This window comes from Amycolatopsis methanolica 239, assembly GCF_000739085.1.
Taxonomy (GTDB): Bacteria; Actinomycetota; Actinomycetes; order Mycobacteriales; family Pseudonocardiaceae; genus Amycolatopsis_E; species Amycolatopsis_E methanolica.
The window spans coordinates 1076683-1101711 of the sequence record NZ_CP009110.1; the positions used below are offsets into that span (position 1 = coordinate 1076683).

A 25029-nucleotide genomic window follows, 5' to 3' on the forward strand; every position below is an offset into this window, starting at 1 on the left:
GTAGAGGTTGTTCGGAAGCGGCGGACGCCGGAAGGCCGGGAAGTCCGACCCGAGCGGGGCTGCGCAGTGGCCGCCGCAGCCGGGTCGCGCCCCCGCCAAGCAGGGCCGCCGGCTCCCCGGTGAGCAGGCGATTCCCACCTATACCCCGTCGATCTCCCTGCGAACCATCGACGGGCACCTGGTGCGCACCGAGAACGAGGTCTACGCCTGGTACCGGCTGGCGCCGCAGCGGTGGTCGTTCCGGTCGGACTCGCAGCGGCGCGACCTGATCGCCGCGATCGCCGGCCAGTACGCCGAGTTGCAGGGCCGCTGGCTGCACCTGCGCGTCACCACCCGCCCGTACCCGATCCGGATGTGGGCCGAGGCGCACGTCCACAACGCCATCCGCCGCCCGCCGGACGTGCCGGGCGCGCTGTCGTTCGACGACTACCTGATCGGCGAGCAGCAGCAGCTGCTCGGCCGGTCGATGGCGGAGAAAGAGGTCTACATCGGGGTGCAGGTGCAGACCCGGCGGGTCGTCGACCGCGCGGTCGAGCGCGCCGCCCCGCTGCTCCGCCGCATCCTGCCCGAGGCCGTCGACGCCGAGCTGGCGGCGCTGGACTCCGAGGTCGAGCACCTGGACCAGGTGATCGGATCGTCCGGCCTGGAGGGCCGCCCGGTGCACGCCGAGGAGATGTCCTGGCTGATGCACCGCTCGTGCTCGCTCGGCCTGCCCGCGCCGCGGCACCTGCCCGCCGTGCCCGGCGCGGCGTGGGAGCCGGAGGACCTGGCCAGCTTCACCGACGCGGCGGACTTCCACGCCGAGCCGTACGCCCCGACGCTCACCGTGCGCGGCCGCACCGGGTCGAACGCCGGGGTGCAGCGGCACCTCGCGGTGCTGACCGTCGGGCAGATGCACGGTCTGCAGATCCCCGAGGTCGACGACCCGTGGGTGCAGCACGCCGACCGGCTGCCCGCCTCGGTGGAGTGGTCGGCCCGCATCTACGTGCGCCGCCCCGAGGAGGTGGCCGGCGAGCTGCAGCGGCAGATGAACAAGGTGCGCTCGCAGGTCAAGCACTACACCGACGAGCACGAGCTGGAGCCGCCGCAGTCGCTGGCGCGGCAGGCGACCCGCGTGCTGGAGATCGACGACGAGATGACGTCCGGCTTCACGGCGCTGGCCACGCGCGTGCGGTCGTGGTGGCGGCTGGCGGTCTCCGGCGACAGCGAGCGCGAGGCGCTGCGGCTGGCCCAGCAGCTGCTCGACCTGTACAAGCCGAAGATCGCGATCGAGCACCCGGAGGCGCAGTACGCGCTGGCGCGGGAGTTCATCCCGGGCGAGCCGCTGTCCTCGTCGGCGTACATGCGCCGCGGTTCGGTCGTGTGGGCCGCGGCGGCGGTGCCGACGGCCACGGCCGAGGTCGGCGACCGGCGGGGCATCCTGCTCGGCGAGACGGTCACCGCCACCCGGCGCCCGGTGGCCTGGGACCCGTGGATGGCGCAGGAGATCCGGGACGGGTCCGGTCTGACCGCGATGGTCGCCGGTCTCGGTGGCGGCAAGTCGTTCCTCGGCGGCGGCATCGTCTACAAGACGCTGCGGGCCGGGGCGCACTGGACGCTGCTGGACCCGTCCGGCCCGCTGGCCCGGTTGTGCGACCTGCCGGAGATCCGGCCGTACGCGCGGCCCATCAACTTGCTGAATGCACAACCCGGCATCCTGAACCCGTACCGCGTGGTGGCCGAGCCGCTGCTCGAGCACTTCATGGACGAGGAGGACCCGGAGCGGGCGTGGCGGCGGGAGCGTGCGCTGGCCGGCGCGACCCGGCGGCGGCTCGTGCTGGACGTGCTCACCGGCGTGCTGCCGTACGAGGTCGCGCGGATGCCGCAGAGCCGGATCGTGCTGCTCCGGGCGGTGCGGGCCGTCGGCGGCCGGTATGACGCCGACCCCGGCCAGGTGATCGATGCGCTGCGCCGGGACTCCAGCGAGCATCACGAGCACGCGGTGGTGGTGGCGGACTTCCTGGACGAGATGCGCGAGCGCATGTCGCTGCTGATCCCGGAGAGCGACGCCGACCCGTACTCGGAGACGCGGGACGACCGGCTGACGGTGCTGACGATGGCCGGGCTGACGCTGCCGAAGGACGGTGTCGGCCGCGAGCACTGGACCGACGCCGAGGCGTTGGGTGTCGAGATGCTGAACCTGGCGGCGTGGCTGACGCAGCGGTCGGTGTACGAGAAGCCGAAGGACCTGCGCAAGGGTGTGTGGATCGACGAGGCGTTCTTCCTGTCCGAGGTGCCGACGGGGCGGGTGCTGATGAACCGGTTCGCGCGTGACTCGCGGAAGTGGAACGTCCGGGTGCTGCTGTCGTCGCAGATCCCGGCGGACTTCCTGAAGATCCAGGGCTTCGTCGCGCTGCTGGACTCGGTGTTCGTCGGGCGCCTCGACGACGACGAGGCGCAGGCCGACGCGCTGCGGTTGCTGAAGGTGCCGGTCGGGGTCGGGTACGAGCAAGTGGTCGCGTCGCTGGGCAGGCGGCCCGGTGCGCAGCGCGGCCTGGAGCGCGATCGCGAGCCGAGGCAGTTCATCTTCGGCGACGGCGCCGGCGGGGTGGAGCGGATCCGGGTGGACTTCTCCGGGCCGCACCTGGCCCACCTGCGCGCGTCGCTGGACACGACGCCGGGTTCGAAGGACGCCCTGCCCGCGGACACGCACGCCCGGGACGCGGAGGCGCCGCGCGAGCAGCAGCACGTGGCGGCCCCGCCACCGGACGACGAGCTTGAGCCGGACCTGGAGCTTGCCGCCGAGCGCGATCTGGGGCTCACGGAGGAGCAGATCCTCGCCGAGGACGTGCCGGGCTCCGGCGGTCCCGCGGCGGGCGCCGCCGAGGGCGAACGAGCCGGTGCGGGCAAGCGCGGCGGCTGGGACGCCGCATGACGCTCGTGACGATCCTGAGCGTGCTGGCGATGGCCGGTGGCTGGCACGCGCTGCGGAGGGGCTTGAAGGACCGGGGCAGCCGGCGGAAGAGACCGTCCCGGTGGGCGGCCGTCGTGGCGGTCGCACTGCTGATGGGCTTCCAGACGACGGTGATGGCGCCATCCGCCACAGCGGCGGCGTGTGGTGACGCACCCAGTCCCGAGCGGCCCGGTTCCGGCCTGGTGGGTGCTCTCGACCCACCCGCCCGGCACGGTGAGAACGGCAGTGCCTACCTGGACTACAGCTACGCCGGGACGGTCTGGTACGTCTACCAGACCGACTGCGGCCCGCTGTCCGGCATCACGAGCCCGAACACGACCATCGACACCTGGGCAGGAAACCAGCTCTTCAACATCGGCAAGAACATCGTGGGTGCGACGAACTCCCTGCACTACACGGTGATGGAGGGCGGGCTACTCAACCCGATCTACAACGCCGTGAAGTCGGGCGCGGAGAAGGTCTACAACAACGTCTACGCGCAACTCTTCGGCTTGTTCGCCCTGGTGCTCGCCATCATGATGTTCCGCAACATCTGGCGCGGCGACCTGTCGACGGTGAGCAAACGCGGGCTCTACGCCCTCGGTGCCGTGTGGCTGGCGGCGTCGTCGATGGCGATGTTGCAGTACTTCGACCCGATCGACCGGGCCATCGTGCAGACCAGCACCAACATCCAGGCCGGGTTCGTCGACAACTCGGGTGACCGGATCGTCCGCGAAGTGCTGCCGACGGACCTGTACAACCAGGTCATCTACAACAATTGGCTGCGTGGCGAGTTCGGCGCGCCGGACGCGCCGCAGGCCCAGCAGTTCGGGCGCCCGCTCCTCGACGCGCAGGCCTTCACGTGGACGCAGATCCGCAACGGCGACGACGCCAACCAGGGCGTGGTGGACGCGAAGAAGGCCGCGTACAAGAACATCTCCACACAGCTGGGGCCCGCGACCCAGTACTTCACGGGTGAGGGCGGCAGCCGGACGGGGTCCGGGTTCCTCGCGCTCGGCCAGAGCCTGGTCTACGCGTTGTTCCAGCTGCTGGCCAAGGCTTCGGTGTTGCTGGCTCAGGTGCTGATCCGGCTGTTCGTCCTGACGGCGCCGTTGATCGGCCTGGTGGCCCTGGTCCATCACGACATCCTGCGTCGCGTGGCGCGGTTGCTCGGGGCGGTCGGCTTCAACCTGCTCGTCCTCTCCGTGCTCGCCGGCGTGCACGCCCTTCTCCTGCAGGCGATCTTCGCCGCGGGGAACTCGCTGTCGATCCTCACCCAGATGGTCATGGCGGGCCTCGTGACCGTCCTGCTGTTCCTCGTCGGCAGGCCCGTTCGCCGTCTGTGGCAGATGGTCGAAATGTCCGTCGGCATGGTGGGGTCCTCCATTCCGGCCCCCAGTGGTGGCCTGTTCAGCCGCTTCCGCAAGAAGCAGGGGCCGACGCCGCAGGACGAGTTCTGGGAGAGCGTCCGCGAGGGCGAGGAGAGCGAGGTCGCCAGCCCGACCGGCTCGGCGGGCCGCGGGCGTCCCGAGGCGACCGTCTTCGCCACGGCCCAGCGTCTCGACGGCGCCGGCGCCATGGCCGCCCGTCCCGCCGCCGCCTGGTCCGGTGCGCCCTGGCCTGGTGGCGGGCCGGCGTTGCCCGGGCACGCCAGGCCGGGCCTGCCCGCCGGCGGCGGCCACCAGCCCGCGTACGCCGGCTACGCACCGGAGGGCGCGGACCCGGACGCGTTCGTCTACTCCGCCCCGCCCGGCACCACCCGCCGCGCGGACGGCTGGATGCCGCCCGTCGCGCAGCGGCCCAGCCGCCGCGTCGACACCTCGCCCGTCTACGACCGCGGCTGGGACGAACCCGACCCCGTCGTCGTCCCGTCGCGCATCTCGCGGCCGGGCATGAGCGCCACCCCCGCCCAGCGGCCGGAACCGCGCCGCGCCGGGCAGGAACTCGTCGGCGGCAAGCCGGTCCACGTGCTGTACCGGCCCTCGCGCGGGCTCGAGGTGCGCGACGACTCCCGTGACACCGACCGGATCGTGCGGTGATGTAGATGCCGATCCGCACCAACCGCGGCCGCGCCGCCGTCTACCGCCGCATCTGGGGTTTCCCCCTGCGCTCGCCCGCCCACCTCGTCGGCACCGCCGTCGCGGTGATCGCGTTGATCGTGGCCATCGGCATCGTCGTGCCGCAGCTCCTCGGCAACCCCAACCGCTCGGGGCCGGAACCGGTCCGCATCCAGGACCCCGGCGCGAGCAGCAGCCCGACCAGCGCGGGCTCCTCGCCGGCCCCGATGTCGACCCGGCTCACCGCGCCCCTGCTGCAGCCGACCTCCGCCGTGCCGGATCCGGCGGCCCTGCAGACCGCGAAGCAGTGGGCCACCGCGTGGGCCACCCACCCGGCAGGCATGACCACCGCGCAGTGGCTGGAGGGCCTCCGTCCACTCACGACGGAGGAGTACCTGCCGGAGATGTCCACTGTGGACCCGGCGAACATCCCGGCCACCCGGGTCACCGGCGAACCCACCGTCACGAAGTCCTACACCAGTTCCGTCGAGGTGCTCGTCCCGACGGACGGCCCGAAGCTGTCGATCACTGTCGCGAAGACCCCGTCCGGCTGGCTCGTCACCGGCTACGACCAGGCGAGCTGATCCATGCGGCTGGGTGTCCTCGTCGGCGTTCTCGTCGCCGTCCTCTTCGCCGGGGTCGCGACCGTCGGTGTCGTGACGAAGGTCGTCAGCGACCAGCAGCAGGCCCAGATGCAGGCCGCCTACACCAACGTCAGCTGCGACGCGGCGATCGGCCCGAGCGTGCCGGGCACCGACCAAGGTGCCGCGCAGGCCGGGAAGCTCAACGACGAGCAGCGCTACATCATCAGCCAGATCATCGAGATCGGCAAGCAGCGCGGCCTGTCGCCGCGCGCGTGGCAGATCGCGATCCAGGCCGGCATGACCGAGTCCGGCATGCGGAACCTGAACTACGGCGACCGCGACTCGCTGGGCATCTTCCAGATGCGCCCGTCGATGGGCTGGGGCACGGTCGCGCAGCTGCAGGACATCCCGTACCAGATCAACAAGTTCTACAACGTCCTGCTCACCGTGCCGGACTGGGACAAGCAGCGTCCCGGCGCGTCGGCGCAGGACGTCGAGCGGTCCGCGTTCCCCGAGCGCTACCACAAGTGGGAGCAGATGGCGGCCCACCTGGTCGAGAACCTGGGCCAGGTCGCGGACATGGTCGGCTGCGGGCAGAGCGCGGGCCTGGTGCTGCCGCCGAACAACGCCGCGGCCGCCGCGATCCAGTTCGCGCTGGGGGAGCAGGGCAAGCCGTACGTGTGGGGCGCGACGGGGCCGAACTCCTACGACTGCTCCGGCTTGATGCTGCGGGCCTACGAGGCGGCGGGCATCACGCTCAGCCGGGTGTCGCGGGACCAGTACAAGAACGGCGCGATGCTTCCCGTGCGTGACGCCCAGCCCGGTGACCTGCTCTTCTGGGCGTACGACCCGTCGAACCCGGCGACCATCCACCACGTCGCGATGTACCTTGGCGACGGGAAGATCGTGGAGGCCCAGCAGACCGGCGTGCCGGTGCACACCCGGAAGGTTTCCTGGAACGAAGACGAGCTTGTGCCGCAGGCAGTCCGGCCCGGCGTGTAGAAGGTGGTGCCCCGTGGCGAAGAAGTTCGGTAAGCGCAACAAGAAGCCGGCGCAACTCAACGACCTGTTCGGCGCCCCGCCGCCCCCGCCGCGGCCGGGTCCGCCGGCGTCGAGCACGCCCCTGGCGGACTACCTGTCGCAGGGGTTGCCGGGGGTGGACGAGGGTTACGTCGTGCTGCCGCGTTCGCTGGCGGAGTCGATGTCGCTGCCGTGGCAGCAGCAGATGGCCGGGTTGCTGTCGCAGTTCCACCAGACGCACCGGTCGCTGTCGTGGCCGGTCTACCGCACCGTGCCGTCGCGCTACGAGAAGCTCGTCGACCTGGACGAGGAGCAGCTCGCCGAGGTCGGGTACCTGGTCGAGATCGACGCCGACGGCGACATGGTCTACCGCGAGCGCAGCGGGCGGAAGGTGGAGGAGCCGGAGAACACGACGGTCCTGGTGCCCTGCCTCGACCCGATCCCGCCGCGCGGGCAGGCCCGCCGCGAGGCCGCGGCGCCCGCCCCGGACCCGGAGGCCCCCCGCGCCGCGCCGATGATCATCCCGCCGGCGCCGGTGTGGCGGACCACGCCGACCACGCCGTCACCCGAGGTGCCGCCGCTGCCGGAGCCGCCGAAGAAGCTCGCCGCGCCACGCACACCACCCGAGGCCGGTCCGGCCGCCGCGCCGGCGGGAGGCGCGGTGCCGGGCACGCCCGGCCCGGCTGCGCCCGACGCCGGTCCGGGCGCTGTGCCTTCGGGAGCTGCGATGCCGGGTCCGCTCGGCCCCGCCGCCCCCGATGCCGGCCCGGCCGCGGCGCCGGCGGGAGGCGCGATGCCGGGCCAGGGCACGCCACCCGAGCAGCGCGTGACGGACCCGAAGGCCTGGCGCACGTTGGAGCCCCAGGAGGAGCCGCCCCGGTTCACCGAGCCGCTGCCCCCGCAGCCCCAGCCGACCCCCGCGGCCGGCATCCCGCTCACCAGGGCCACCGACCCGGAGCCGACGCCGCCGCAGGGCACACCCCAGGTGAACCGCGACTGGTTCGAGCCGGACAACCCGGAGCACGAGTTCGGCCCGACCGGTCAGCCGACGGAGCTGCCGTACCGATACCGCCCCTGACCGGCGCGGTGCCGCTGGCGCCGTCCGCCGCTGGGTGCGAAGCTCGGTGCATGGCGAAGAGCAAGGACCCGAACCCGGACCAGGGCTGGTACTACAACACCCGCACCGGCGAGGTCGAGCACCTCGAGCGGTCGCGGTCCATCGACCTCCTCGGCCCCTACCCCGACGAGGCCACGGCCAAGCGTGCGCTCGAGATCGCCCGTGAGCGCACCAAGAAGGCCGACGAGGAAGACGCCAAGTGGCGCTGACGTGACAGGGCCCCGGACCGCAGCCGGTCCGGGGCCCTTCTCGAAAAACCTCAGCAGTCGCGCAGTGCGGGGCTCTGGTTGCGCAGCTGGCCGGCCGGCGAGATGAACTCCCGGTACGCGTCGCTGTCCACGGCGGCCGGGCGGAAGGCCGCGACGCGGTGGCAGTTCTGGAACGCCAGCTTCATGCCGAAGTGCCGCTCCAGCCCACCGCGGATCGCGTCCGAAGCCAGCGCCCGCAGCAGCTGGCCCCGCTCCTTCTCGCTCGGCGGCGGGGTCGCGTGGTCGGCGAAGTCGGCGGCGCCGCCCTCGAGGTCCGCGGCCACTTCGCTGATCACCTGCCACGCGTAGGGCAGCGAGTCGCGCACGCAGGCGACGAACTCGGCGTCGCTCACCTCACCGGATTCGGCGCGGGCGAGCAGGTCGGCGGGTACATCGAGGGACATCGTGCTCCTTTCGATTTCTTCCTACGCCCCGGCCAGCGCTGGCGGGCCGGGCACGAACTCGGGGTCCACCTGCTCGGCCAGGTCCACTCCCGCGCGCTCGTTGCCCCACGACCGGGCGTTGCGCAGGTGGAACTCGACGGCCTGGCGGTGGAACTTCGCCCAGTCCCGCGGTGTGGCATCCACAGTGGACTGGATGGTGGCGAGGGCGTCCAGGTTGTGCGGCTCAAGCGCGGTGATCGGCCGCGCCCGGCCGCGCTCGGCGGCGCGCACGTGCGACGATCCGGACAGCCAGCACAGCAGGTCCGAACCCAGCTGGTCGCGCAGGAACTCGACGTCCTCGTCGTCGGTGACCTTGTTCCCGACCACCGCGAGCCGCACGCCGAAGTCACGCGCGTACTCGGCGTACTGCCGGTACACGCCGACGCTGCGCAGCGTCGGCTCGCACACCAGGAACGTCACGTCGAAGCGGGTGAACAGGCCGGAGGCGAACGCGTCGGCCCCGGCGGTCATGTCCATCACCACGTACTCGCCCGTGTCGTCGACCAGGTGGTTCAGCAGCAGCTCCGCCGCGCCGACCTTCGAGTGGTAGCAGGCCACCCCCAGGTCGTCCTCGGTGAACTGTCCGGTCACGCCCAGCCGCACCCCGGCGACGTCGCGGAAGCACGCCGCGAAGACCGGGTTGTCCTCGAACGGCCGCACCAGCCGCGAACCGCGCCCCGGCGGCGTCGTCTTGATCATCGCCTCGGCGCTCGTGATCCGCGGGTTGTCGCCGCGCAGCCAGTCCTTGATCAGGGGGAGGTGCTCGCCGAGCGTCGGCAGCGCGGCCGCCTCCTCCGCGGAGGCACCCAGCGCGACGGCGAGGTGCTGGTTGATGTCGGCGTCGATGGCCAGGACGGGGTGGCCGGAACCGGTGAGATAAGCAGCGAACAGGGAGGTCAGCGTCGTCTTCCCGCTTCCGCCCTTGCCGACAAAGGCGACTTTCACAGTGCGCGCACCCTTCATATAGATGAAAACGATATCGCTTTTCGACGGTGTGCGGGCAAGATACACCCGTCCGGCTCAACCCCGAACGGGCGACCGGAACGGCCATACCGGGTTAGGGTCTAGGTGTGCCCCACCTCGTGACCAGCACGAACTCGGCGGACGGCGGGTTCGCCCGGCTGCGCGCCGAGTTCGAGCTGCCGGAGGACTTCGACCCGGCCGTACTGGCCGAGGCCGAGGGCGTCGTGATGGACCCGTCCGGACTGACCGCCGACCGCGCCGACGCGACCGAACTGCCCCTGGTCACGCTCGATCCGCCCGGCGCGAAGGACCTCGACCAGGCCATCCTCATCGAGCGGCGTGCCGGCGGCTTCCGCGTGCACTACGCGATCGCCGACCTCGCCGCGTTCGTCGCGCCGGGCGGCCCGATCGACCGTGAGGCCCGTCGCCGCGGCCAGACCCTCTACCTGCCCGACGGCACCGTGCCGCTGCACCCGCCGGTGCTGTCCGAGGGCGCGGCGAGCCTGCTGCCGCGCGAGGTCCGGCCCGCCGTGCTGTGGACCCTCGACCTCGACCGCGACGGCGAACTCGCGCGCGCCACCGTGCGCCGCGCGCTCGTCCGCTCCACCGAACAACTCGACTACGCGACCGAGGACCCGGCCGCGCCGCACCCGTCGATCGCCGCCCTGCCCGAGCTGGGCACGCTCCGCCGCGAACTGGCGGTGCGCCGCGGCGCGGTCGAACCGCAGCTGCCCGACCGGATCATCGGCGCGAACGGTGGCGACTGGGTGCTCGGTATGCGGCCGCGCACGAGACTCGAGGCCTGGAACGCCGAGATCTCCCTGCTCACCGGGATGGCCGCGGCGCGGATGATGATCGACGCGAAGATCGGCCTGCTGCGCACCCTGCCCGAGCCGGACGCCGAAACCCTCAACTGGCTGCGCGGCGCGGCCCCCGCGCTGGGCATCGGCTGGCCCGGCGGGACGAGCGTGGCCGAGCTCCTCGCCGGGCTCGATCCGGCCCAGCCGGAGTCGATGGCCTTCTACACCGACACCACCCGCCTGCTGCGCGGCGCCGGATACACCACCTTCGACGGCGAACTGCCCGAGGTCGTCACGCACGCCGGCATCGGCGCCCCGTACGCGCACGTCACCGCCCCCATCCGGCGGCTGGCGGACCGGTTCGCCACCGAGGTCTGCCTGGCTGTCAGTGCCGGCGATCCGGTTCCCGCGTGGACCCGCAGCGCGCTGACCGAGCTGCCCGGCCTGATGAGCGCGTCGGACCTGCTCGCCGCGCGGGTGGAGAAGGCCTGTCTGGACCAGGTCGAGGCGTGGATGCTGGCCGACCGCGTCGGCGAGGCCTTCGAGGCGGTCGTCCTGCGGGCGGAGGAGAACCGCGCGGAGATCCTGCTGGCCGATCCGCCGGTGATGGCGCGGTGTGCGGGGGAGAACCTGCCGGAGGGCCGCCGCATCAGCGTCCGGCTCACCGCCGTGGACGTCGACAAGCGGAAGGTGTCGTTCGAGCGGGCATGAGCGACTGGACCGACGAGGAACGCGACCTGGCGCGCCGCGTGCGCGACGGCCACGCGGTGGTCGTCAACGTGCGGAAATCGGGCCCGCACAAGCACCTCGTACCGTGGCTGGTGGAGCACGACCTGATCACCTACATCGGGCACAGGGGCAACCGGCACTCCTGGCCGGAGTCCGACTTCGCGAACCCGTTCGTCAAGGAGGGCAAGACCGACCGCGCCGCCATGGTTCGCCACTACCGCGAGTACCTGGACGGGCGACCGGACCTGCTGGCCCGGCTGGACGAACTGTCCGGCCGGGTGTTGGGCTGCTGGTGCGCGCCGGAACCCTGCCACGGCGACGTCCTGCTGGAACACCTCGAAGGAGACCGATGACGCTGTTCGACGACCTCGGGGAGGACGTGCCGCTGCGTGGCACGCCCCAGCGCGTGGTCTCGCTGGTCCCGGCGCTGACGGAAGCGGTCGAGGCGACCGTGCCGGGCCGCATCGCCGGCGCCACCGACTACTGCACCCATCCGGACAGCCTCCAGGTCTCCCGGGTGGGCGGCTCGAAGTACCCGAAGGTCGACGACGTCCTCGCGCTGCGCCCGGACCTGGTGCTCGCCAACTCCGAGGAGAACCGCCCTGAGGACGTGGAACGCCTGCGTGCCAACGGGGTTCCGGTGTGGGTGATGGAGGCGCCGGCGACCGTTCCGCACGCGCTGGCGTCGCTGCGCCGCCTGCTGACCCAGGCGTTCGAAGTGTCCGAACCGGACTGGCTGGTGACCGCCGAGGAGCTGTGGCGGGAGGCGGCGCCCGAGCGCGTGCGGGCCGTGATCCCGGTGTGGCGCAAGCCGTGGATCGTGCTCGGCCGGGACACGTTCGGCGGCGACGTGCTGCACCGCCTCGGCGTCGCCAACGTCTACGCCGACCACGAAGACCGGTACCCGCGCCCGAAGATCGACGAGCTGCGGGCGCGGTTCGCCGACGGCGCGGACCTGCTGGTGCTGCCGGACGAGCCGTACCTGTTCACCGACATCGACGGCCCCGAGGCGTTCCCGGACGTGCCGTACGTGCTGGTCTCCGGTCGTTACCTGACCTGGTACGGACCGTCCCTCGTGGACGCCCATCGCGAGCTGTCGGTGGCGTTCAGCGCCTGGTGACCAGCAGCGCGATCGGCGCGTCACCGCAGCGGAGCAGCACCGTGTCCGCGTCGCGCACCGGCTGCGCGCCGCCGTTCCACCAGGACGCGATGTCCGGATCCCGCACCAGCGAACCGGTCGCCTGACGGGCGGTGTTGGCGGCGATCACGCGGCCCTGCGCGTTGATCACCGCCGCCCGTCCGTCGACGCGCCGCAGCTTCGGCAGCAGCAGCCGCTCGAACTCGTGCACGAACACGTCCGCGCCGACGACCCCGGCGAACGCGCCGTCGCGCAGCACCGGGACGGTGAAGGTCAGCGTGTACTCGTCGGTGCACAGGTAGTCGACGTACGGCCCGGTGATGTGGCGGCGACCGGAATCCCGCGGCACGGTGAACCACGACTGCCGCGTGTAGTCCAGGAAGTGGTCGCTGGCCGGGTCGAGGCTGATGAACAGCTGCGCGGGCGGCCCGCCCGGCGTGCAGGTCCACCATTCGAACCCGAAGCGCTGGTCGGCGAGCGCGTCCGGGGCGGCGATGAAACCGGCGCCGACCACCCGTTCCCCCAGCGCCGCGAGCACGTCGGGGCGCAGCGCGTCCAGGTCGGCGGCGCGGACCGGGCCCGGTCTGCCGAGGATCGCGGTGGCCGCGGCGACGGCGGGCGCCAGCCGCCCGAAGACGCCCTCGACGATGCCGGACACCTCTTCGGCGATGTCTTCGCCGGCCAGCGTGTCGTTCACGATGCCGCCCCTGGTGTAGTCGAGGTGTCGAAGCTTAGGACCCGAGTAGGTCAAGATGCACCTCACCCAATCGGTCGATGGTGTCCAGGATGTGCTGCTCGGTCAGCTTGCGGGCGAGTTCGCCGTCGGCCTGGGCGATCGCCGCGGCGATCGCCCGGTGCTCGGTGCACGCTGTCACCGGATCGTGGTGTCCGAGCGGCAGCCACAGCAGCGCGCCTTGTTCGCTCTGCAACCGGATCTCCTGGTGCGTGAGGCGCGGGGACTGGGACGCGGCGGCGACCTCCAGGTGGAACTGCCGCTCGGCGCGGGCGGCGGCGGTGCCGGCCGCGCCGTCCATGTCCTCCGCGGCGAGCTGGAGGCGGGCGATGTCCTCGGTGGAGCTGCGCTCGGCCGCCAGCCGGGCCGCGGCGCCCGCGATCGCCACGTAGTCGTCGCCGATGTCCCGCAGCTCGCTGAGCGAGACCTCGCGCAGGCGCGCCCGCCACGTCTCGTCGTTCTCCTCCGGCGGCGCGCAGACGAAGCTGCCGCCGCCGCGGCCTCTCTTCGTCTGCACCAGACCCTGCTGCCGCAGGGCCACCAGCGCCTCCCGCACGGTCACGGTCGACACCCCGAACTGCTCGGCGAGCTCGGCCTCGCTCGGCAGTTGCTCCTGGTCGGCGAGGACACCCAGCGTGATCGCGTCCACCAGCCGCCGGGCGACGAGCTTGGCCCGCCCGGTCTGGTCCAGGGGCGCGAACAGGACTGATCGCGCGCTGGGGGACGTCAACGGCCTTCGCATCGGGCTCCTTCTTTCGGGTACCGCCGCGAACAATCCTGCCTCAAAGACTTGTCCTATGAAATATGGTCTTATATGTTTTCCGGCCATCGGGGTACCGACCCGCACCGTCCCCGCTGAGCCAGGAGCCTGCCCGTGCACCAGCTGAAGCACTTCATCGACGGCGAACCCGCGGATTCCGCGGACGGCGCCGTCGCCGAGATCATCGATCCGGTCACCGGACGGCCGTACTGCACCGCGCCGGTCGGCGGCGCGCAGGACGTGGACCGCGCCCTGCGCGCGGCGGCCCGGGCCTTCGAGCAGTGGCGCGAGACCACGCCCGGCGATCGCCAGCTCGCGTTGCTGAAGATCGCCGACGCGGTCGAGAGCCATGCCGAGGAGATCGTCCGCGTCGAGTCGGCGAACACCGGCAAGCCGCTGGCCGTGACCACGGCCGAGGAGATCCCGATGATCACCGACCAGCTGCGGTTCTTCGCTGGCGTCGCCCGCGCGCTCGAAGGCCGTGCCGCGGGGGAGTACCTGACCGGGCACACGTCGTACGTCCGGCGCGAGCCGATCGGCGTGTGCGCGCAGGTCACGCCGTGGAACTACCCGCTGCTGATGGCGATCTGGAAGATCGCGCCCGCGCTGGCCGCCGGGAACACGGTGGTGCTCAAGCCGTCCGACACGACCCCGGCGTCCACTGTGCTCCTCGCCGAGATCGCGGCGGAGTTCCTGCCGCCGGGCGTGCTCAACGTGGTGTGCGGGGACCGGGCGACCGGCCGGGCGCTGGTGGAGCACGACATCCCGGCGATGGTGTCGATCACCGGCTCGGTCCGGGCAGGCATCGAGGTCGCCGGTTCGGCGGCCGCCGATCTCAAGCGCGTGCACCTGGAACTGGGCGGCAAGGCGCCGGTGATCGTCTTCCCGGACGCCGACATCGACAACGCGGCCGAAACCATCGCGGGCGCCGGCTTCTTCAACGCGGGCCAGGACTGTACGGCCGCCACCCGCGTGCTGGTCCACGATGACGTGCACGACGAGTTCGTGGCCGCCCTGACCCGGCACGCGGAGGCGACGAAAACCGGTCTGCCGGACGACCCGGACGTGCTCTACGGGCCGCTCAACAGCTCTGCGCACCTCGCGAAGGTCGCCGGGTTCATCGAGCGGCTGCCCGCGCACGCGACCGTCCACACCGGCGGCAAGCGCGCCCGCGACGAGGGTTTCTTCTTCGAACCCACCGTGGTCTCCGGCGTCCGGCAGGACGACGAGATCTCGCAGAACGAGGTGTTCGGCCCGGTCATCACGGTGCAGCGGTTCAGCGGCGACGACGACGCGCTGGCCGCCGCCAACGGCGTCGAGTACGGGCTCGCCTCGTCGATCTGGACCGCCGACCACCGCCGCGCGATGCGCCTGTCCGCGAAGCTCGACTTCGGCTGCGTGTGGATCAACACGCACATCCCGCTCGTGGCCGAGATGCCACATGGCGGGTTCAAGAAGTCCGGCTACGGCAAGGACCTCTCGCTGTACGGACTCGAGGACTACACGCGCGTCAAGCACGTCATGACGGCCTGGTGATCGATATGTCGCCCAACCAAGCTCCCGCACTGGCCGAAAAGACCGCCCCGGCGGAGACCACGAGCGCGATCCGGCTGCGTGGACTGCGCAAGGAGTTCGGCTCCGTGGTCGCCGTCGAGGGCGTCGACCTGGACATCGCGCAGGGCGAGTTCTTCTCGATGCTCGGCCCGTCCGGCTCGGGCAAGACGACCGTGTTGCGCATGATCGCCGGGTTCGAGCTGCCCACGTCCGGGACGGTCGAACTGGCCGGCCGCGACGTCACCCGGCTGGCGCCGTTCGAGCGGGACGTCAACACCGTGTTCCAGGACTACGCGCTGTTCCCGCACATGACGGTGCAGGAGAACGTCGAGTACGGGTTGCGGGTCAAGAAGGTGCCCCGCGCGCAGCGCCGCGAACGAGCCCGCGAGGCGCTGCGGACCGTCCACTTGGAAGGGTTCGAGGGCCGCAAACCCACGCAGCTCTCCGGCGGTCAGCGGCAACGCGTCGCGCTGGCCCGCGCGCTCGTCAATCGCCCCAAGGTGCTGCTGCTCGACGAACCCCTCGGCGCGCTGGACCTGAAACTGCGGCACGCCATGCAGACCGAGCTGAAGCAGATCCAGCGCGACGTCGGCATCACGTTCATCTTCGTGACGCACGACCAGGACGAAGCGCTGACGATGAGTGACCGGATCGCCGTGTTCAACACCGGCGGGATCGAACAGGTCGGCACCCCGAGCGAGGTGTACGAGGAGCCGGCCACCGCGTTCGTCGCCGGGTTCGTCGGCACGTCGAACCTGCTCTCCGGCGACAGTGCCGAGGCGGTCCTCGGCACACGTGGCGTGTTCAGCATCCGGCCGGAGAAGATCCGCATCGACGCCGACCTGTCGCAACCGGCCGCCGTCGGCGAAATCTCCGCGACGGGCACGGTGACCAGCACCTCCTACGCCGGCGCCACCGTCCGCTACGTGGTGGCGCTCGACGTCGGCGGGCAGCTCTCGGTGGTCCGGCAGAACGCCGGCGCACCCCTCGAACTTGCCGACAACCGAGTCCGCCTGTGTTGGCGGCAAGAGCACAACTTCCGCATCAAAGACACATGAGCAGGGGCCTGCGTGGCGGTGCGGGTAGCGGAACCTCAGACGGCCTCTCGCTGTGGGATCGCCTCCTCATGAATCCCCGCCCGTCACCCACCACCACCCTCAACGGACGCGCTTCGCGCGGCAGATCCGACTCGAAACCCGCGGCGGCGCAAGTTGCCTGCGCTGCCGTCAGAACAAACCGAAGGAGCCATCCAGATGCGCAACAGCCGGACCCTGCGCTTGATCGCGGGGCTGATGTGTGCGGGGACCGCGGTCGCGGCCTGCGGCACGTCGAGCACTTCGTCCAGCTCGTCCAGCGCGGGCGGGCAGGGCTTCACCCCGCCCAAGCTCGAAGCCCTGTCCCAGCTCGGTCAGCCCGAGGGCGCGCTGAACATCCTGGCCTGGCCCGGTTACGCGGAAAACGGGTCCAACGACCCCAACGTCGACTGGGTGACCCCGTTCGAGCAGGCAACCGGGTGCAAGGTCAACGTCAAGACCTTCGGCACCTCCGACGAGGCCGTCAGCCTCATGAAGACCGGCCAGTACGACGTCATTTCCGCCTCGGGTGACGCCTCGCTGCGGCTCATCGCCGCCGGCGACACCGAACCGGTCAACACCAGCCTCATCCCGAACTACGCCGACGTTTTCGACTTCCTCAAGAACAAGCCGTGGAACAGCGTGAACAACGTCTCCTACGGCGTGCCGCACGGCTGGGGCGCCAACGTCCTGACCTACCGCACCGACCAGGTCAGCCCGGCGCCGACGTCGTGGTCGGCGGTGTTCGACGCGAACTCCCCGTACAAGGGCAAGGTCACCGCGTACGACTCGCCGATCTACATCGCCGACGCCGCGCTGTACCTGATGAAGACCAAGCCGGAGCTGGGCATCAAGAACCCCTACGCCCTGGACGACAAGCAGTTCCAGGCCGCCGTCGACCTGCTCAAGCAGCAGCGCCCGCTGGTGTCGGAGTACTGGTCGGACTACCTCAAGGAAAGCCAGGCGTTGAAGAACGGGGACGCCGTCATCGGCACCGCGTGGCAGGTGACGGTCAACCTGACCAAGTCCGAGGGCGCGCCGCTGGAGTCCACGCTGCCCGTCGAGGGCGCCACCGGCTGGTCGGACACCTGGATGGTCGCCACCAAGTCGCCGCACAAGACCTGCGCCTACAAGTGGCTCGACCACATCGTCAGCCCCCAGGCCAACGCGAAGGTCGCCGAGTACTTCGGCGAGGCCCCGGCCAACCCGAAGGCCTGCGCGCTGACGGCGGACGCCAAGCACTGCGAGACCTACCACGCCGGTGACGCCGCCTACGCGAGCCAGATCTGGTACTGGACCACGCCGATCGCGCAGTGCATCGACGGCCGCACCGACGTCAAGTGCAAGGACTACGGCGAGTGGACTCGCGCGTGGACGGAGATCAAGGGCTGACATGAGCATCGCCGCCAGTGTGTCGGGATTCCTGTACCGCAAACCCAGGTTGCGGCTGGGCATGCTGCTCAGCGCGCCACTGCTCTGGCTGGGCCTGGCCTACCTCGGCGCACTGGCGGCGTTGTTCGTCACCGCCTTCTGGCACACCGACACCTTCACCGGCCAGGTCGTCACCGAGTGGTCGCTGGACAACTTCGCGACCCTGTTCACCGACGAGGTCTACCGCACGATCACGTTCCGCACCCTCGGGATCGCGGTGGCGGTGACGGTGATCGACGCGGTCATCGCGTTCCCGATGGCCTTCTACATGGCCAAGTTCGCCTCGCCGCGGGCGCAGCGGATCCTGGTGATCGCGGTGATGACGCCGCTGTGGGCCAGCTACCTCGTCAAGGCGTACTCGTGGCGCGTCATGCTGTCGGGCAACGGGCTCGTCGGGTGGATCTTCGGCGCCACCCCCGGCTACGGCCTGACCGCCACCATCCTGACGCTGTCCTACCTGTGGCTGCCGTACATGATCCTACCGATCTACGCGGGACTGGACCGGCTGCCGAACTCGCTCGTCGAGGCGTCGAGCGACCTGGGCGGCCGGTCGTGGCGAACGTTCCGCTCGGTGGTGCTGCCGCTGACGTTCCCCGCGATCGTGGCGGGGTCGATCTTCACGTTCTCGCTGACGCTGGGCGACTACATCACCGTGAAGATCGTCGGTGGCGCCGGACAGATGCTCGGCAACGTCGTCTACGACAACATCGGCGCGGCGAACAACCTCCCGTTCGCGGCGACGGTCGCGACGGTGCCGGTCGTGATCATGCTTGTCTACCTCGCCGCGGTGCGCCGGACCGGTGCGCTGGACAACCTCTAGGCGGTCCCATGATGCTTTCGAAGAAGACCAAGTACGTGCTGCTCGCCGCGCTGGTGCTCGGGCTCGCCGTGATCTACGTGCCGCTGCTGGTGGTGCTGCTGAACTCGGTCAACAGCGACACCACGTTCGGCTGGCCGCCGTCCGGGTTCACGCTCGAATGGTGGGGTCGCGCGGCGCAGAACGAGGGTGTGCTGCGGGCGTTGTGGACGAGCCTGCAGGCGGGACTGGCGGCCACCGCGATCGCGCTGGTGCTCGGCATGATGGCCGCGTTCGCGCTGCAGCGGTACCGGTTCTTCGGCAAGGACACGGTGTCGCTGCTGATCATCCTGCCGATCGCGCTGCCCGGCATCGTCACCGGGATCGCGCTGAACAACGCGTTCCGCACCATCCTGGGCGTCGACCTCGGCCTGTTCACCGCGATCGTCGCGCACGCCACGTTCTGCATCGTCGTGGTGTTCAACAACGTCGTCGCGCGGCTGCGGCGGATGGGCGGCAACCTCGAAGAGGCGTCGATGGACCTCGGGGCCGACGGGATCACCACGTTCCGGCTGGTCACGTTCCCGATGCTGCGGTCGGCGCTGCTCGCGGGCGGGCTGCTGGCGTTCGCGCTGTCGTTCGACGAGATCATCGTGACCACGTTCACCCTCGGCGCCGGACTGCAGACGCTGCCGATCTGGATCCTGGACAACCTGTTCCGGCCCAACCAGGCGCCGGTGGTCAACGTGGTCGCCGCGGTGCTGATCGTGGTGTCGACGGTCCCGGTATACCTGGCGCAGCGGCTGTCCGGTGACACGGCCAGCGGCGGGCGGCTGTAGGGCCTCAGGTATTTTCGGCGGACGGTTTCCGGCGGTCGGAAAAGAGGTCCGCGATGTCCGCTGTGACATATTTCGAGGCGATTGTCGTCGGCGCTTTGCAGGGCGTGTCGGAATTGTTTCCGGTGTCCAGCCTTGGGCACAGCATCCTGATCCCGGCCTGGCTGGGCGGTTCCTGGGCGCGGGACCTCAGCATGGGCGGCGAGTCGCCGTACCTGGCGGTGCTGGTCGCGATGCACGTCGCGACGGCATTGGCGCTGGTGGTCTTCTACCGGCGGGACTGGGCGCGCATCGTGCGCGGGATGTGGACGTCGGTGCGTGACCGCCGCGTGTCCGACGCCGACCAGCGGCTGGCGTGGTTGCTGGTGCTGGCGACGATCCCGGTCGGGCTGGCCGGGTTGCTGCTGGAAAGGGTGTTGCGGGACTTCCTCGGCAAACCGGTGCCGACCGCGGTGTTCCTGGCGCTCAACGGGGTCGTGCTGCTGGCGGTGGAGCGGTCCGCGCGTGCTGCACGCCGGCCGGTCCCGGTGGTGTCGGGGCCCGAGCCGTCGGAGGTGACGCGGGACTTTTCGGCGGAGATCACGATGCCGATCCGGATCATCAGCGCCGAGGAGGCCGCCGACCGCCGTCTAGCGCGCCTCGGCGTCGGCGAGGCGGTGCTGATCGGGGCGGCGCAGATCCTCGCGTTGTTCCCCGGGATCAGCCGGTCCGGCATCACAATGGTAGCCGGTCTGCGGCGGGGCCTGTCGCACGAGGACGCCGCGCGGTTCGCGTTCCTGCTTGCCACGCCGGTGATCCTGGCCGCGGGGGTGCTGAAGCTGCCGTCGCTGTTCACGCAGGCGAACCAGGCCTCCCTCGGGCCTGCGCTGGTGGGCAGCGTGGTGGCCGGGGTGGCCGCGTACCTGGCGCTGCGATTCCTGACGCGTCATTTCGAAACGCGCACCTTGACACCGTTCGCGGTTTATTGCGTGGTTGCCGGATTGGGGAGTCTCGCGTATTTCCTGGCGTGACCTTGGCCGGGTCTGCCGCCCGGCGGGGACGGCAGACCCGGGGCCGTCAGTGGAAGGCGTGCTCGGGCGCGGGGAACTCGCCGCGGCGCACTTCGTCGGCGAACGCGGCCGCGGCGCCGGACAGGGCGCCGGCGAGGTCGGCGTACCGCTTGACGAAGCGGGGCGCCTTGCCGCGGCGCAGGCCGGCCATGTCCTGCCACACCAGCACCTGGGCGTCGCAGTCCGGGCCTGCCCCGATGCCGACCGTCGGGATCTTCAGCTCGTGCGTGACCTGCTTCGCGACTTCGGCCGGCACCATCTCCATGACCACGGCGAACGCGCCGGCTTCCTGGAGCGCGAGCGCGTCGGCGATCAGGTCGGCGCCCGCCTCGCCGCGGCCCTGGACCCGGTAGCCGCCGAGGTTGTGCTCGCTCTGCGGGGTGAAGCCGATGTGGCCCATGACGGGCACGCCGGCGCCGGTGAGGGCCTCGACGTGCGGCGCGAACCGGCGGCCGCCTTCGAGTTTGACCGCGTGCGCGCGGCCTTCCTTCATGAAGCGGACGGCGGTGGCGAGGGCCTGTTCGGGGGAGAGCTGGTAGGAACCGAACGGCAGGTCCGCCACGACGAGCGCGCGTTTCGCGGCGCGGGTGACGGCGCGCACGAGGGGGAGGAGTTCGTCGACGGTCACCGGGAGCGAGGTCTCGTAGCCGAAGACGTTGTTGGCGGCCGAGTCGCCGACGAGGAGCACCGGGATGCCGGCCTCGTCGAACAGTTCGGCCGTGTACATGTCGTAGGTGGTGAGCATGGGCCACGGCTCGCCGCGGCGCTTGAGTTCCTGCAGGTGGGGGATGCGGACCTTCTTGGCCGGGGCGCCGGAAGCCGGGCCGGAGCCGTACGGGGCCGCGGTCTCGCCGCTGGTGGTGGACATCTTCGTCGACCGTCCTTCCCTCGAGGCCCTCGTCGGGTCCCCGGGTCGTGGATCTGGGACACCAAGCGTGACACCAGGACGTGAGGCATCCCAAGGAGCTGCGATGAGCTTCACACGACGGTGGTTCCGAGCAGGCGCCGGAGGGCTGTCGGCGGGTGGCCGACGTGTTGCTTGACGGTCCGGGTGAGGTGGGCCTGGTCGGCGAAGCCGAGGTCGGCCGCGAGTCCCGCCAGGTCCGTGTCGCCGCATTCGAGGCGTTCCAGCACCATCCCGACGCGGACCCGGTTGCGGTAGCGGGTGAGGGGCACGCCCATTTCGCGGGTGAAGGCGCGGCTGAGCCGGAACGGTGAGACGTGGAGCAGTTCGGCGAGCGAGAGGAGGGTGCCGGCGGCCGGGTGCCCTTCGACGATGGCGACGCGCGCTCTGGCGACGATGTCCCGGTCGGTGGCCCGGGCGGCGAGGTGGGGCGCGGCCCGGGTGGCGAGGTGCGGAGCCGGCCCGATGGCGGCCCGGGTGAGGGCGAGCAGGCTTTCCGGCAGCGCGTAGTCGGAGTCGGCCTGCCGGGTCGACGCGATGAACTGCCGGTGGGCGAGCTCGAGCGCGGCGTCGACGTAGACGGCCGAGGTGGCCGGCCGGTGTTGCCCGAAGAGCGAGGCCCACAGCGAGGGAGTGAACTGTATTGCGGTGCACACGTCACCGCCCCCGGGATGCGCGAAGGTCTCTTCTTGATCTGGCAGCGAGAGGTAGCCAACGGCCGGATCGGCGTCGAAGACCCCGGCGCGCGTCCGGCGCCGGAACCAGCCCCGCCGAACGAGCACCAGTTCCGGCGAGGAACGCCCCTCAGGCGCCGACCACCCGCGATGCCCACCCCCACAACGCACAAGCCGCACCACGACGCCTGCCCGCGAGGCAATCGAGAGAACCGCCACCATGCGCGCGACGGTACCCCGCAGGTCCGACGTTTCCGGGGTTCTTGCACCGGGGCCCTTGGCGCCCCGCCCCCTGAGCCCGACGCCGCCCGCTCGATCGTCCCGGCCGCTCCGGCGCTCTGCCGTGCCGAAGCGTTGCCGCCCCGGGGCCCTGGCGCCGCGCACGAGGGTTGCCCTGCAGGGGCAGCTGGCCTGGCGCCCTGCTGCTCGTGCTGTTGCACCGCACGGCGCTGGCGCGGTTGCCGCTTCCCCTGCTGTTGCATCGCACCGTCGCTGGCGCTGCCGCCCGCCTCGCCCCCAGCCCCTCTGCTCGGGTCAGCTCGCCAGTAGCTGTTGTCCGTGCCCGAGTGCCTTCTCGCCCACCGCGCGGAGCAGTGCCCACATCGTGGCCTGGTTCGCGGTGACCACGGGCTTGCCCAGCTCCCGCTCCAGCGGCGCGATCACGTCGTAGGTGGGCAGGCCGGTGCAGCTCACGAACACCGCCTCGGCCGTGGGGCTGTCGCCCTCGCGGATCAGGTCCGTCACCTCCTCAGGCTGGACGTCGGGGACCTCGTCGACCGCCAGGGCGAAACCGGTGATCCTGGTGATCTCGCAGCCGTGCGCCGTGAGGTACGTGTGGAGGCGCCGGCCCACCGCGGGCGCGTACGGGTGCACCACGGCCACCCGCTGCGCGCCCACGCTCCGCAGTGCCTCGACGGCCGCGCCGGACGTGGTCAGCGCTCGGGGCGCGCCACACGACTCCATGGCTTCCCGCAGGGCGCGTTCGCCCGCCTCACCGCCGACAAAACTGCACGCCGTGCAGGCGTAGGCGATCGCCGCCGCGCCCGTGTCGCACAGCGCGCGGACCGGGGCCGCCAGGTACGCGGGATCGGACAGCGCGGACACCATAGTCAGGTTGTCGGCCGGAGCCTCGGCCGTCCGGCGCACCTCCAACTCGCCCCCGTCCGGCAGCCAGCGGCGGATCTCGTCGTCCCGGGTGAAGTCGAACGACGCGACGACGCCGACCCGCGGTGTGCCCATGACGCCGGATACCCGCCGAGCAGCGCAAGAATCTTCAAGACCCCGGGCCCGCGGCGCGGCACGCTGACGGCATGGCTTCAATACGTACGGAAACCCTGATCGACACTCCTCTCGACATGGTCTGGGCGGCACTTCGGGACTGGGGCGCGCTGCACGAACGCCTCGCCCCTGGGTTTCGTCACCGACACGCGCCTCGACGGCACCGACCGGGTCGTCACCTTCTTCGACGGCACCGTCGTGCGCGAGGTGCTGGTCGACCTCGACGACGACGCGCACCGGCTCGTCTGGTCCGTCGTCGGCGGGCCCTACACCCACCACAACGACGTCGCGCAGGTGTTCGCCGACGGGCCGGGCCGGACCCGGTTCGTCTGGGTCGCCGACCTCCTACCCGGAGACCTCGCGGCACGAACCGGTGCTTTGATGGAGCAAGGCACCGCGGTCATCAAGGAGACGCTGGAGGCACATGCCCTCCCGGCCTGAGGGGACACCATGACAGCACTGGGTTACGCGCTCTTCGACACCGCGATCGGTCACTGCGGCATCGCCTGGGGTGAGCACGGCGTGACTGGCGTCCGCCTGCCCGACGGCGCGCCCGCCACGACACGGGCCCACCTTCGGGCCGACTTCCCCGGGGCCGTCGAGTCGGCGCCGCCGGACGAGATCCAGGCCGCGATCGACGAGATCACCGCCCTCCTGCGCGGTGAGCGCCGCGACCTCCTCGGGATCGTTCTCGACTACCAGGGCGTGCCGGAGTTCAACCGCCGGGTGTACGAGATCGCGCGGAACATCCCGCCCGGGCGGACCCTCACTTACGGCGACATCGCCCACCGGCTCGGCATGCCGGGGTCGGCGCAGGCCGTCGGTCAGGCGCTGGGGCACAACCCCTTCCCGATCGTCGTGCCGTGCCACCGGGTGCTGGCCGCCGGACGCCGCATGGGCGGGTTCTCCGCGCGTGGTGGCGTGGAGACCAAGCGGCAGATGCTCATCATCGAAGGCGCGGACGTCCAGCCGACCCTGTTCTGACGCGGGCGCGTCCGGCGCCCGGGGGAGCGCGGCCGTTGGGGTGGCCGGCGTGCGAGTGGTGTTTCAAGGGATCTCCTTTGACGTTGGTTCGGAACCGGCTTGCGAAGCGCGGGACTGGGCGTGGCGGTGGGAAGGTGAGTTCTTGCGCGGCCCTTTCGCGGGGGAGGGCACCGGGCATCGTGTCGGGAGGGGTGCACATTGCGCCCGGCGGGTGGCGTGCGACTGAAGCAGGCGCCATCAACTGCTCGGTAGCGAGCGCGTCAGCAGCGAGCGCAACCGAAGCAGCGTCGTCAGCCGCTGGGGGAGCGCGGCTTCAGCCACGGTCTGACCGGCCACCCCTCCGCCGCGGCCATCAGCGGCACCGCGGTCGCACCGTCGATGTGTTCCCGCAGGATGTCCGCGTGTCCGGCGTGCCGGGCGGTTTCCTGGATCAGGTGCAGCAGCACCCACCGCACGGACCACGCGTCCACCTCGTCCGGGAGCCACGGCACCCGCACGGGCTGCCCCAGATCCGGTATCCCGGCGACGATCTCCTCGGTCTCCCTGGCCGCCGAGTCGTAGGCGGTCAGCACATCGGCCAGCGTTTCCCCTTGACCCACAACGAAATCCGTCACGTCCTCGCCGGCCGCCGGGGAACCCCGCACCGCGGCCATCCACCGTCGCTCGGCGCTCGTCACGTGTTTCACCAAGCCGACGATGCTCAACGCGCTCCGCGTGGGCGTCAGCCGCGCCTGCGCATCGTTCAGACCACGAGCCGCCAGGCGCAGGACGTACCGCTGCTGCGCGAGAAAAGTGAGCAGGCCGTCGCGCTCGTCGGCCACCGGACGGACATTCCCAGCCATGACAACAGTTCCTTCCAGGAGGGGCATGGAGGGAATGATGGCACCCGGGTCCGACAGTTTCCGGCTCAGAACTCCCCTTTGGGC

At 71.2% G+C, this 25029-nt stretch carries 25 protein-coding genes; 17 read left to right on the forward strand and 8 right to left on the reverse strand.

Going from position 1 to position 25029, the window contains the following annotated elements; all coding sequences use genetic code 11:
- Positions 1–7: 7 nt before the first annotated feature.
- Genes AMETH_RS05335 through AMETH_RS05360 form a run of 6 tightly spaced genes read left to right on the forward strand, consistent with a single transcriptional unit; the run spans position 8 to position 7919 of the window.
- Positions 8–2914 carry an ATP-binding protein gene (locus AMETH_RS05335; protein WP_017987024.1) on the forward strand — a complete coding sequence of 969 codons (2907 nt, stop codon included), beginning with the start codon at positions 8–10 and terminating at the stop codon, positions 2912–2914.
- Positions 2911–4971 carry a hypothetical protein gene (locus tag AMETH_RS05340; RefSeq protein WP_017987025.1) on the forward strand — a complete coding sequence of 687 codons (2061 nt, stop codon included), beginning with the start codon at positions 2911–2913 and terminating at the stop codon, positions 4969–4971. Before AMETH_RS05335 ends, AMETH_RS05340 begins: the two co-directional genes overlap by 4 nt.
- Before the next feature lie 5 nt (positions 4972–4976).
- Positions 4977–5573, forward strand: coding sequence for a hypothetical protein (locus AMETH_RS05345; RefSeq protein WP_017987026.1), 597 nt, complete (start codon positions 4977–4979; stop codon positions 5571–5573).
- A 3-nt stretch (positions 5574–5576) separates the two neighbouring features.
- Positions 5577–6575 carry a C40 family peptidase gene (locus tag AMETH_RS05350; RefSeq protein WP_017987027.1) on the forward strand — a complete coding sequence of 333 codons (999 nt, stop codon included), beginning with the start codon at positions 5577–5579 and terminating at the stop codon, positions 6573–6575.
- Positions 6576–6588: 13 nt separating this feature from the next.
- Complete coding sequence (locus AMETH_RS05355; protein ID WP_017987028.1) at positions 6589–7671, forward strand: hypothetical protein; 1083 nt, start codon at positions 6589–6591, stop codon at positions 7669–7671.
- 50 nt (positions 7672–7721) lie between these two features.
- Positions 7722–7919 carry a hypothetical protein gene (locus AMETH_RS05360; RefSeq protein WP_017987029.1) on the forward strand — a complete coding sequence of 66 codons (198 nt, stop codon included), beginning with the start codon at positions 7722–7724 and terminating at the stop codon, positions 7917–7919.
- Positions 7920–7969: 50 nt separating this feature from the next.
- Here AMETH_RS05360 and AMETH_RS05365 read toward each other — a convergent pair whose 3' ends face one another.
- Entirely contained in the window at positions 7970–8362 is a 393-nt protein-coding gene (locus AMETH_RS05365; protein WP_017987030.1) for an SCO5389 family protein, read from the reverse strand.
- Between the two features lie 21 nt (positions 8363–8383).
- Entirely contained in the window at positions 8384–9346 is a 963-nt protein-coding gene (locus AMETH_RS05370) for an ATP-binding protein (RefSeq protein WP_026153830.1), read from the reverse strand.
- A 125-nt stretch (positions 9347–9471) separates the two neighbouring features.
- Between AMETH_RS05370 and AMETH_RS05375 the strand changes: the two genes are divergently transcribed.
- From AMETH_RS05375 to AMETH_RS05385, 3 genes are read left to right on the forward strand one after another with little or no spacing between them, the layout of a single operon-like run.
- Positions 9472–10875: an RNB domain-containing ribonuclease gene (locus tag AMETH_RS05375; protein ID WP_017987032.1), complete on the forward strand. Its 1404-nt coding sequence runs from the start codon at positions 9472–9474 to the stop codon at positions 10873–10875.
- Positions 10872–11246, forward strand: coding sequence for a DUF4326 domain-containing protein (locus AMETH_RS05380; RefSeq protein ID WP_017987033.1), 375 nt, complete (start codon positions 10872–10874; stop codon positions 11244–11246). The genes AMETH_RS05375 and AMETH_RS05380 overlap by 4 nt, the downstream gene beginning before the upstream one ends.
- Positions 11243–12013, forward strand: coding sequence for a helical backbone metal receptor (locus tag AMETH_RS05385; protein ID WP_017987034.1), 771 nt, complete (start codon positions 11243–11245; stop codon positions 12011–12013). The genes AMETH_RS05380 and AMETH_RS05385 overlap by 4 nt, the downstream gene beginning before the upstream one ends.
- Here AMETH_RS05385 and AMETH_RS05390 read toward each other — a convergent pair.
- Both AMETH_RS05390 and AMETH_RS05395 read right to left on the reverse strand, forming a co-directional pair.
- Positions 12000–12728, reverse strand: a complete 729-nt coding sequence (locus tag AMETH_RS05390; protein ID WP_017987035.1) for a cache domain-containing protein — start codon at positions 12726–12728, stop codon at positions 12000–12002. The two genes, AMETH_RS05385 and AMETH_RS05390, sit on opposite strands and share 14 nt — an antisense overlap.
- A gap of 34 nt (positions 12729–12762) precedes the next feature.
- Positions 12763–13506, reverse strand: a complete 744-nt coding sequence (locus AMETH_RS05395) for a FadR/GntR family transcriptional regulator (protein ID WP_026153831.1) — start codon at positions 13504–13506, stop codon at positions 12763–12765.
- Between the two features lie 132 nt (positions 13507–13638).
- On the opposite strand from AMETH_RS05395, the gene AMETH_RS05400 reads away from it, so the two are divergent.
- From AMETH_RS05400 to AMETH_RS05425, 6 genes are all read left to right on the forward strand, one after another.
- The gene (locus tag AMETH_RS05400) at positions 13639–15060 is read left to right on the forward strand and encodes a gamma-aminobutyraldehyde dehydrogenase (RefSeq protein ID WP_017987037.1); all 1422 of its coding nucleotides are present in this window, start codon (positions 13639–13641) and stop codon (positions 15058–15060) included.
- Positions 15061–15065: 5 nt separating this feature from the next.
- On the forward strand, positions 15066–16136 hold the full coding sequence (locus tag AMETH_RS05405) for an ABC transporter ATP-binding protein (RefSeq protein WP_017987038.1): 1071 nt from the start codon (positions 15066–15068) through the stop codon (positions 16134–16136).
- Positions 16137–16331: 195 nt separating this feature from the next.
- Positions 16332–17543, forward strand: a complete 1212-nt coding sequence (locus AMETH_RS05410) for an ABC transporter substrate-binding protein (protein ID WP_017987039.1) — start codon at positions 16332–16334, stop codon at positions 17541–17543.
- A 1-nt stretch (position 17544) separates the two neighbouring features.
- Positions 17545–18402 carry an ABC transporter permease gene (locus AMETH_RS05415; RefSeq protein WP_017987040.1) on the forward strand — a complete coding sequence of 286 codons (858 nt, stop codon included), beginning with the start codon at positions 17545–17547 and terminating at the stop codon, positions 18400–18402.
- Positions 18403–18410: 8 nt separating this feature from the next.
- Positions 18411–19217: an ABC transporter permease gene (locus AMETH_RS05420; protein ID WP_017987041.1), complete on the forward strand. Its 807-nt coding sequence runs from the start codon at positions 18411–18413 to the stop codon at positions 19215–19217.
- Positions 19218–19270: 53 nt separating this feature from the next.
- Positions 19271–20224: an undecaprenyl-diphosphate phosphatase gene (locus AMETH_RS05425; protein WP_026153833.1), complete on the forward strand. Its 954-nt coding sequence runs from the start codon at positions 19271–19273 to the stop codon at positions 20222–20224.
- A 46-nt stretch (positions 20225–20270) separates the two neighbouring features.
- On the opposite strand, the gene panB is transcribed toward AMETH_RS05425, so the two are convergent.
- From panB to AMETH_RS05440, 3 genes are all read right to left on the reverse strand, one after another.
- Positions 20271–21131 (reverse strand): 3-methyl-2-oxobutanoate hydroxymethyltransferase, encoded by an 861-nt coding sequence (gene panB, locus AMETH_RS05430; protein WP_017987043.1) that lies wholly within the window; start codon positions 21129–21131, stop codon positions 20271–20273.
- A 110-nt stretch (positions 21132–21241) separates the two neighbouring features.
- The gene (locus tag AMETH_RS05435; protein ID WP_026153834.1) at positions 21242–22063 is read right to left on the reverse strand and encodes a helix-turn-helix domain-containing protein; all 822 of its coding nucleotides are present in this window, start codon (positions 22061–22063) and stop codon (positions 21242–21244) included.
- A gap of 312 nt (positions 22064–22375) precedes the next feature.
- Positions 22376–23080, reverse strand: a complete 705-nt coding sequence (locus AMETH_RS05440) for a maleate cis-trans isomerase family protein (RefSeq protein WP_017987045.1) — start codon at positions 23078–23080, stop codon at positions 22376–22378.
- A gap of 237 nt (positions 23081–23317) precedes the next feature.
- Here AMETH_RS05440 and AMETH_RS05445 point away from each other — a divergent pair, with 237 nt between their 5' ends.
- Positions 23318–23560 (forward strand): SRPBCC family protein, encoded by a 243-nt coding sequence (locus AMETH_RS05445; RefSeq protein WP_017987046.1) that lies wholly within the window; start codon positions 23318–23320, stop codon positions 23558–23560.
- Between the two features lie 9 nt (positions 23561–23569).
- On the forward strand, positions 23570–24103 hold the full coding sequence (locus tag AMETH_RS05450) for a methylated-DNA--[protein]-cysteine S-methyltransferase (RefSeq protein ID WP_017987047.1): 534 nt from the start codon (positions 23570–23572) through the stop codon (positions 24101–24103).
- 290 nt (positions 24104–24393) lie between these two features.
- Here the strand turns inward: AMETH_RS05450 and AMETH_RS38565 are convergent, their stop codons facing one another.
- Positions 24394–24945, reverse strand: a complete 552-nt coding sequence (locus AMETH_RS38565; RefSeq protein WP_026153835.1) for a DinB family protein — start codon at positions 24943–24945, stop codon at positions 24394–24396.
- Positions 24946–25029 lie beyond the last annotated feature (84 nt).